This window comes from Corynebacterium gottingense (genome assembly GCF_007559235.1).
GTDB classification, from domain to species: domain Bacteria; phylum Actinomycetota; class Actinomycetes; order Mycobacteriales; family Mycobacteriaceae; genus Corynebacterium; species Corynebacterium gottingense.
This window is the reverse complement of record NZ_VMHH01000007.1, coordinates 129,424-137,662: the sequence shown is the minus strand read 5'-3', so window position 1 is coordinate 137,662 and position 8,239 is coordinate 129,424. Positions and strand designations below refer to the sequence as shown.

8 protein-coding genes are annotated in these 8,239 nt (G+C 66.3%); 2 read left to right on the top strand and 6 right to left on the bottom strand.

Features of this window, described 5'->3' with window-relative positions; translation table 11 throughout:
- Together FPH17_RS09075 and FPH17_RS09070 are read left to right on the top strand one after the other, a co-directional pair.
- Window positions 1-270 (top strand): hypothetical protein (locus FPH17_RS09075; RefSeq protein ID WP_208722076.1); only part of this gene is annotated, 270 nt, incomplete at its 5' end.
- Between the two features lie 75 nt (window positions 271-345).
- Window positions 346-1,482 carry a glutamate--cysteine ligase gene (locus tag FPH17_RS09070; protein WP_154880006.1) on the top strand — a complete coding sequence of 379 codons (1,137 nt, stop codon included), beginning with the start codon at window positions 346-348 and terminating at the stop codon, window positions 1,480-1,482.
- A 30-nt stretch (window positions 1,483-1,512) separates the two neighbouring features.
- Here FPH17_RS09070 and FPH17_RS09065 read toward each other — a convergent pair whose 3' ends face one another.
- The 6 genes from FPH17_RS09065 to FPH17_RS09040 are packed head-to-tail and all read right to left on the bottom strand — an operon-like array spanning window position 1,513 to window position 8,035.
- Entirely contained in the window at window positions 1,513-1,914 is a 402-nt protein-coding gene (locus FPH17_RS09065; RefSeq protein ID WP_095537945.1) for a monovalent cation/H(+) antiporter subunit G, read from the bottom strand.
- Window positions 1,911-2,189, bottom strand: a complete 279-nt coding sequence (locus FPH17_RS09060) for a monovalent cation/H+ antiporter complex subunit F (protein WP_095275616.1) — start codon at window positions 2,187-2,189, stop codon at window positions 1,911-1,913. The genes FPH17_RS09065 and FPH17_RS09060 overlap by 4 nt, the downstream gene beginning before the upstream one ends.
- A 4-nt stretch (window positions 2,190-2,193) precedes the next feature.
- Complete coding sequence (locus FPH17_RS09055) at window positions 2,194-2,715, bottom strand: Na+/H+ antiporter subunit E (protein ID WP_238397113.1); 522 nt, start codon at window positions 2,713-2,715, stop codon at window positions 2,194-2,196.
- Window positions 2,716-4,566, bottom strand: a complete 1,851-nt coding sequence (locus FPH17_RS09050; protein WP_154880003.1) for a Na+/H+ antiporter subunit D — start codon at window positions 4,564-4,566, stop codon at window positions 2,716-2,718.
- Window positions 4,556-5,047, bottom strand: a complete 492-nt coding sequence (locus FPH17_RS09045) for a Na(+)/H(+) antiporter subunit C (RefSeq protein WP_095275614.1) — start codon at window positions 5,045-5,047, stop codon at window positions 4,556-4,558. The genes FPH17_RS09050 and FPH17_RS09045 overlap by 11 nt, the downstream gene beginning before the upstream one ends.
- Window positions 5,048-8,035: a Na+/H+ antiporter subunit A gene (locus tag FPH17_RS09040; protein WP_154880001.1), complete on the bottom strand. Its 2,988-nt coding sequence runs from the start codon at window positions 8,033-8,035 to the stop codon at window positions 5,048-5,050.
- Between the last annotated feature and the right edge of the window lie 204 nt (window positions 8,036-8,239).

Genomic DNA, 8,239 nt, shown 5'->3' with positions numbered 1-8,239 from the left:
TATTCTTCGACTTGCTGGTTTGTATGCTGGGAGCCTCCGTCCATGATTGCACAATGCTGTTTTGTTTTTAGCGGTAGGGCGCAGATGTGTATAGGTGACAGGTTCTATAACCCGCAGGTGGCGGGGGCCGACCAGGTGGCGGCCGAGGTGGCGCAGCGCGTCGGCGGCACGCCGCGTGCGAACAATGACCTGCCGGACGCGGAGACCCAGCTGCCGTCGGAGGCGATCCAGAACCGCAACGCGATTACGGTTGTGCTCGCGGGGCGGTAAACGGGGGCGTCGATAAGCAGTTGCCCTGAAACAAATTGACGATGTTTCGGGGTACCCCGACTTACACTTGACCACATGGATCCTTATCGCGATTTTGCTCGATCCGCGGAGCCCACGTTGGGCGTGGAGTGGGAGATTTGCGTCGTCGACCCCGAGACGCGCGACCTCGTTCCGCAAGCCGAAAAGGTCATTGAGCAGGTGGAACGCGAGCACCCGGGGACCCGGCTGGAGCGCGAGTTCCTGCAGAACACCATCGAGCTGGTCTCCCCGATCTGCCGCAATACTCGCGAGGCGATGGGCGCGCTCAACGCCGACCTGGGCAAGGTCCGCAGCGCCGCGGAGCAGCAAGGCCTCCGGCTGTGGGCCAGCGGCGGCCACCCCTTCTCGGACTTCCACGAGCAGCCGCTCAGCCCCAAGCTGACGTACCAGGAGATCATTAACCGCACGCAGTATTGGGGGCAGCAAATGCTGCTCTGGGGCGTGCACTGCCACGTGGGCATCAGCCACGAGGACCGCGTGTGGCCCATCATTAACGCGATTATGACGCACTACCCGCACCTGCTGGCCATCTCCGCGTCGAGCCCGGGGTGGGACGGCATTGATACCGGCTACGCCTCAAACCGCACCATGCTTTACCAGCAGCTTCCCACCGCGGGCATGCCGTACCAATTCCGCGACTGGGACGAGTGGGTCGGCTTCATGCGTGACCAGCAGACCTCCGGTGTGATCAGCCATACCGGCAGCATGCACTTCGACGTCCGCCCGGCCGCCAAGTGGGGCACGATCGAGGTGCGCATTAGCGACGCCCCTTCGAACCTCCGCGAACTTGCCGGAATCGTCGCCCTCACGCACTGCCTCGTGGTGTACTACGACAGGAAGCTGTCTGCAGGCGAAGCGCTGCCGACGCTGCAGCCCTGGCACGTCGCCGAAAACAAGTGGCGCGGCGCCCGCTACGGCATGGATGCGCTCGTGATTACCAGCCGCGACACCGACGAGCGCTGGGTAAAGGATGAGCTGCGCGACATGCTCGTGGAGCTCGCACCCATCGCGGAGGAGCTTGACTGCGTGGAGGAGCTGGAGCTCGTGCGCGAGATCTTGCGCGACGGGGCGGCCTACCAAAGGCAGCGGAAAATCTACGAGGCGACCGGGGACTGGAAGCGCGTGGTGGACGCGACCTGCGACGAGATGCAGGAGATGCAGCCGCCCCGGTAGCCCAAGGCGGCGACCTGCCACCGGCGAGCTCTAGTCCGCGGGCGCGTCCGGGTTGACGCGGCGCGGGTGGTAGGCGGCCGGCCGGTCGTTGCGGGTGAGCTGGTCCTCGGGACCGTAGAGCCCTTCGCGCCTGGCCACGCGGCCGAGGCGCTGCGCGGTGACCGGGTTGGTCATCAGCGCAAACAGGACCAGGAGCACCAGGATGCCCAGGTCACCGCGCTCGTGCACGGAGAAGCTGGGGGAACTGACCAGCCGGATGATGGTGCCCACGAACATGAGCAGGAGACCGGTGGTCTGCGGCTTGGTAATCGCGTGGACCCGGGCCAGGGTGGAGCCGAACCGGACGGCGCCGACCGCCGCCGAGAACACCATGAAGGATCCGGGGAGGATGAAGAGGAGAGAGATGGCGTCGAAAAGCATTGCCCAATTCACAGTGAACCATCCCTCTTGCGGAAGCGGGCGACGGAGATCGAGGCGATGAAGCCGAGCAGCGCGATGACCATCATGACGTTGACCACCGTGGTATCCAGCGTCCAGCACACGTAGAGGGCGAGGGCGCACTGGAGGGAGGCGGTGATGGCGTCGTTGCCCAGCAGGCGGTCCATGGAGTCGGGGCCGACGATGACGCGCCAGGCCAGCAGCAGGAAGCCGACGGCGATGAAGACGGCGGCGATGCAGAGGAAGACGTTGTACAGGGTTGGGTCCATGGGGTTAGCTCCTGCTCTCAAAAATGTCGATCAGCTGGCGCTCGAGGGCCGCGACGTTATCAATCTCGCGCTGGATGGCGCGCGGGTCGGCGGCGTCGAGGACGTGGATGGTCCACTCGCGGTCGGCGAGGTTGATGTCCGTAACCGAGCCGCCGGGCTGCAGGTTGTACGCGCAGGTGGCCAGGTACAGGACGAACTCGCTACTTAGCCGCATGGGGACGGTGAGGATGGCGTTCTTCGGCGGCGCCGCGGGGCGCAGCGCCAGCCAGCTCACCTTCGCCGACGCGATGAGCAGGTCGCGCAGCCACACCAGCCCGAACAGGACGAGCTTGCCCCACCGGACCTTGTAGTCAGTGTTGGGGATGCGCGGCAGCGGCAGCAGCAGCACGATCAGCAGCGCGAGCGCGAGCCCAGCGGCGACGTTGCCCCAGCTCAGCTCGCCCATCAGCAGCACCCACATGAGCGTCAGCCACACCACAAACAGCGGCCGGAACCGGTGCCTGACGCCTTGCATCGTCTCCAGCATTTACTCCTCACCTCCGTTGGGGCTCATGCTTGTCTGCGCCTCCGCCCCCGGCGTCGCTTCCTCCGTATCCCCAGCGACGGGCGTGGGCACGGTCTCCGTGGAAACGCCCTCGCCGCCTTCCGGTGCCTGTTGGTCCCGCTCCACGTGGTGCCGGTCCAGGTTATCGGATGCGCCGTAGTCCGAGTGCGGGGTGGTGAAGCGTTCGGGGCGCCGGGTCGGCTCCTCGCTGTCCGCCCCCACGGGGCCCTCCAGCACCGCGTTGCGGTAGATCGAGCTGTCCTGCGCCGACTCCGCCGCGCGGTCCGTGATGCTGGAGATCGGTCCTGCCAGGAAGGTGATGGACACGGAGGCGGCGACGAGCAGCGCCGTGGACAGGAGCATGCCCGCGGGCAGGCGCCCGACGTCGTCGCGCTGCTCAAACTGGGTGGTTTCGCCGCGCTCGGCAAGCAGGGACGGCCGCGCCATGGCCACGTTGCCCTCGGGGGCGTCGGCGCGGTCGCGCAGGAAGCCCTTGGACCAGACCAGGATCATGGCGTAGAGGGTGAGCAGCGAGGTCACCACCGCGCCGCCGATAAGGACCCAGGCCAGCCAGGACCCGTCGTCTGCGCCTGCCTGGATGAGCATTACCTTGCCCAGGAAGCCGGAGAACGGAGGGATGCCGCCCAGGTTGAGCGCGGGGATGAAGTACAGGATGGCAATGATCGGGGCCGTGTACAGCAGGGAGCCCAGGCGTCGCAGCTGGGCGGAGCCGGCTTGGCGCTCCACCAGGCCGACCACCAGGAACAAGGAGGTCTGCACGAGGATGTGGTGGACCGCGTAGAAGATCGCGCCGGACAGGCCCGTCATGGAGCCGAGCGCGATACCAAAGATCATGTAGCCGATGTGCGAGACCAGCGTGAACGACAACAGTCGCTTGATGTCGTTCTGGGCAAGCGCGCCCATCACGCCGATGATCATGGTCAGCAGTGCCACCCACATGAGCAGGGTGTCCAGGGAGCCATCCGTAAACACGGTGGAGCGCATGCGGATGATCGCGTACACGCCCACCTTGGTCAGCAGGCCCGCGAACACGGCGGTGACCAGGGAGGCCGCGGTGGGATAGGAGTCAGGCAGCCACGCGTCCAGCGGGAACACGGCCGCTTTGATGCCAAACGCAACAAGCAGGGTGGCAAAGATGGCGGCGCGGGTGCCGTCAGGGATCTCCTCCATGCGCATGCCCGCCTGCGCCATGTTCACGGTGCCCACGGCGGAGTAGACCAGGGCTAGGGCGACAAGGAAGACCATGGACGAGGCCATGGAGACCATCACGTAGCCGATGCCGCTGCGCACGCGCCCGGGTGAGGCGCCGAGGGTGAGCAGGACGTACGAGGCGACCAGGAAGATCTCAAAACCGACGTACAGGTTGAACAGGTCGCCGGCCAGGAAGGAGAGGTTCACGCCCATGCACAGCAGCATGTAGACAGGGAGGAAGACGGCAATGGGGTCATCCTCGTCGCCGTCGCGAAGCCCCTGCGAGATGCCGTACCACATGACGGCGAAGAGGACGGTGGCGGAGACGAACAGCATGATGGTAGACAGCCGGTCCGCCACGAGCGTGATGCCCACGACGGCGTCCCAGCCGCCCATATGCACGGTCTGGATGCCGTGGACGTCGGCGATGATGATCATGGCGCCGGCGATGAGGGCGAGCGCGAACAGCGTGGTGAGCGCGATGGCGCGCTGCAGCTGGACGTGCTTGCCCGAGACCAGGATGAGCGCCGCCGCGATGGCGGGCAGGATCAGCGGCATCACCGTCAGGTACGGCATGGCGGGCAGCGCCCAGTCGGCGAAGTCGAAGAGGCTACTGGTCATTCTCCGCCTCCTTCACGGGTGTCTCGAACGAGCGCGGGCCGAATGAGTCGCCGGACACGCTCGGCTTGCCGGTCTCCGGGTCGTCGGAGCGGTCGTGGTCCGGCGCGGCTGCGGGCGTGGTCGGCCGCTTGGCAATCGCGCGGTCCTCCTCGTCGCGCTCGATGATGTCGTCGGTGCGGTAGCGGTACTGCCGGTACGCCAGCGCGAGCATGAACGCGCTCATGGCCATGGAGATCACGATCGCGGTGAGGATCATCGCCTGCGCGAGCGGGTCCGCGCTGTCCGCGTACTGCTCGGATTCGCGCCCGAGAATCGGCGGCGAGCCCGCCTGCCCGCCGGACTGCAGCAGCAGGAGGTTCGCCCCGTTGCCAATCAGCAGCACGCCGAGGATCATGCGGGTCATCGCCCGATCCAGCATCATGTACACCCCGCACGCGATGAGCACGCCCGAGCCGATCAGGAGGAAGAGGTTCGCTTCCATCTACTTGCTCCCTTCTTGGGCTTGTTTGCTTATCGACGATCCCGCGCCTCCAGCCGAAGCCCGCTCGGACTCCCTGGCGGCGCGCCGCTGCGCCTGCTGCTCCCGGCGCCGCTTGTTCTTTTCCTGCAGCTCGCGGGCGCGGTCGCGGGCCCGCTGCTTGCGGGTGTCTTCCTCGCGGTCCAGGTACGCGCCCATGGAGCCGAGGATGTGCAAGGTGAGGCCGACGACGATGGCGTACACGCCGGCGTCGAAAACGAGCGCCGAGGGGACGTCGAACTCGCCGATGAGCGGCAGCGCCAGCGAGGCGTAGCCGGTGGTGAGCGGCGGGTTGCCAAAGAAGAGCGGTACCACCACGCACGCGGCGGAGAGGAGGATGCCCGTGCCCAGGATCTTCGCGGGGTCGACCGGCAGCGCCTCGTCGATCTCCGCGCGGCCGCCCGCCAGGTAGCGCAGCGTGAACGCGAGCGCGGCAACCAGGCCGCCCGCAAAGCCGCCGCCGGGGGCGTTGTGGCCGGAGAAGAAGAAGTAGAAGGACAGGAGCATGATCGACGGGAAGAGGATGCGCGTGACCACATCGACCATGATGGAGCGGTTCTGCGCCGTCTCCGAGTCCACGCCCGAGGCGAGCCAGCGGGGCTTGTTGGTGGACAGGGTGGGGCGCCGGGACTCGCGCCCGAACGTGCCCGTGCCGAAGATGAGGCTGGCCACGCCGGTGGCGGCGATGACCAGGACCAGGATCTCGCCAAAGGTGTCGGCGGCGCGCAGGTCCACGAGCAGCACGTTGACGGTGTTGCGGCCGTGGCCAATCTCGTACGCCAGGTCCGGCATGTACTTGGACACCGGGTCCTGCACGCGCGCCGACATCGCCGTCATGGCCACGATCACCACGGAGAGGCCCGTGCCGATGGAGAGCCAGGCGCGCAGCCGGTTGTCGTCGTTGCGCGGCTCCACCTCCGTGGGCATCTTGCGCAGGACCAGCATGAACACCACCATGACGATGGTCTCTACCAGAGCCTGCGTGAGCGCGAGGTCCGGGGCACCGTGCAGCGCAAAGATGAACGCGAGCGAGTAGCCGGTGAGGCCGACCATGACTACGCCGGACAGGCGGTTGCTCTGCAGCGTGGCAAAGATCGCCATGGCGCACAGGATGCAGACCACAAGGCCTTGCCACGGGTTGTCCCACAGCAACATATGGATGTCGTTGCTCTGCCCCAGAATCAGCGCGGCGAGCGGGACCACCATGAGCGTGGCAAAGATGACCGCCAGGTTGATGGTCAGCGAGCCGCGCTGCGTCGACGCCGTGAGCTTGAGCGACGCGTTGCGGAGCTGGTGGAGGATGAGATCCCAGATCTCGTCGGCGTCGCCAAGTGCCGGCTTGTCAAAGCGGACCCTGCGGATCAGGTCGCGCTGCCAGAACAACACGGTGCCGGCCACGACGATCACCACGGTGAGCATGAGCGGGGTGGTGATGCCGTGCCACAGCTTCAACGGCGCGCCCTCGTCGCGCGGGAAGCGGACGTCCAGGTAGGAGTTGATGGCGTTGGACAGCCAGGCGGGCAGGAGCCCGAACGCGATGGTGGCCAGCGTGAGCATCGCCGGGGAGGCGGACAGCAGCGGGCCGATGTGGTGCATTTTTGCCACGGCGGGGGAGACGCCGGTTTCGCGGTGCTGCGCCTTCGTGGCGAACGCGCCCCACAGGAAGTACAGGGAGTAGCCCATCGTCAGGATGGAGCCGACCACCAGCACGACCAGCGTGATGTGGCCCGGCATGCCGTGCAGCGATTCCTCGTGCAGGATCGCCTCCAGCGCCGACTCCTTGGCAATGAACCCGAACAGCGGGGGCAGGCCCGCCATCGACGCCGCCGACAGGACCGCCAGGAACGCGACGAAGGGTTCCTTGCGGCCCAGGCCGGAGAGCTCACGGATGTCGCGGGTGCCGGTCGTGTGGTCGATCGCGCCGACGATCATGAACAGCGTCGCCTTAAACATGGAGTGCGCGAACGTGATGGCCAGGCCCGCCATCGTCGCCTCGCGCGAGCCCACGCCGATCACCGCGGTGATAAAGCCCAGCTGGGAGACCGTTCCATATGCCAGGATGAGCTTGAGGTCGCGCTGCTTCAGCGCCATCCACCCGCCGAGCAGCATGGTGAACAGGCCGGTGGAGATGACCACCAGGTGCCAGGTGCTCACGGCCGCCATGTCCGGCGCCAGACGGGCGACCAGGTAGATGCCCGCCTTCACCATCGCCGCCGAGTGCAGGTAGGCGGACACCGGGGTGGGCGCCGCCATCGCGCCGGGCAGCCAGAAGTGCCACGGGGCTTGGGCGGACTTGGTCAGTGCGCCGAGCATAATGAGCACGATCGCCGCGGAAATCGCGGGCGTGTTCTGGATGTCTGCGAACTGGGGGATCTGGCTGAGCTTCCAAATGCCCGCGTTGAACCCGAGCAGGTTGATGCCCACCAGCATGGCCAGCCCGCCCATGGTGGTGATCATGAGCGCCTGGATCGCGGCCCTGCGTGACGACGCCCGCTCGCCGTAGTACGAGACGAGCAGGTAGGACAGGATGGACGTCAACTCCCAGAACACGTACATGAGCAGGAAGTTGTCAGAGATGACCAGGCCGTACATGACGGTGGCGAACATGGTGAGCTCGCCGCCGAACTTGGCCAACCGGCGCGGGTTGGAGTCGAAGTAGCCCCAGCAGTACAGCAGGACGAGGGCGCCGACGCCCAGGATGATCAGGGAGAAAAGCCCGGCCAGGGGGTCGAGGCGGAACTCCAAGTTGAGGTTGACGGAGGGCATCCAGGCGTAGCTGGCAACGATCTCGCCTTCGTGAGTAAAGATGCCCCGCTGGAACAGGCTGGCCATCCAGATGAAGCCGCCGAGTGGGACCGTGGCGAGCATGCCGAACGCTGCCCGGCCGCACAACCTGATGAGTGGAGGTGCGGCAATCGTCGCGATAATGAGCGCGGCGAGCAGCGTGAGCAAAGTGCGGACCCCTCCTCGGGCATGTACGGATCGAGTTCTCTTACCGAGCCCAACAAGCCCAACAAAGCGGCCCAAGGAGGCACAAAGCCGCCATGAATTGGAAACCCGTGCGAGAGCGTGGGGCGCGTCGAAAAGAATAGGCGCGGCCAATGCGTCCAACTGTACCGATTAGATAACTATTTCGCTACCGAATTGTGGCCGCAT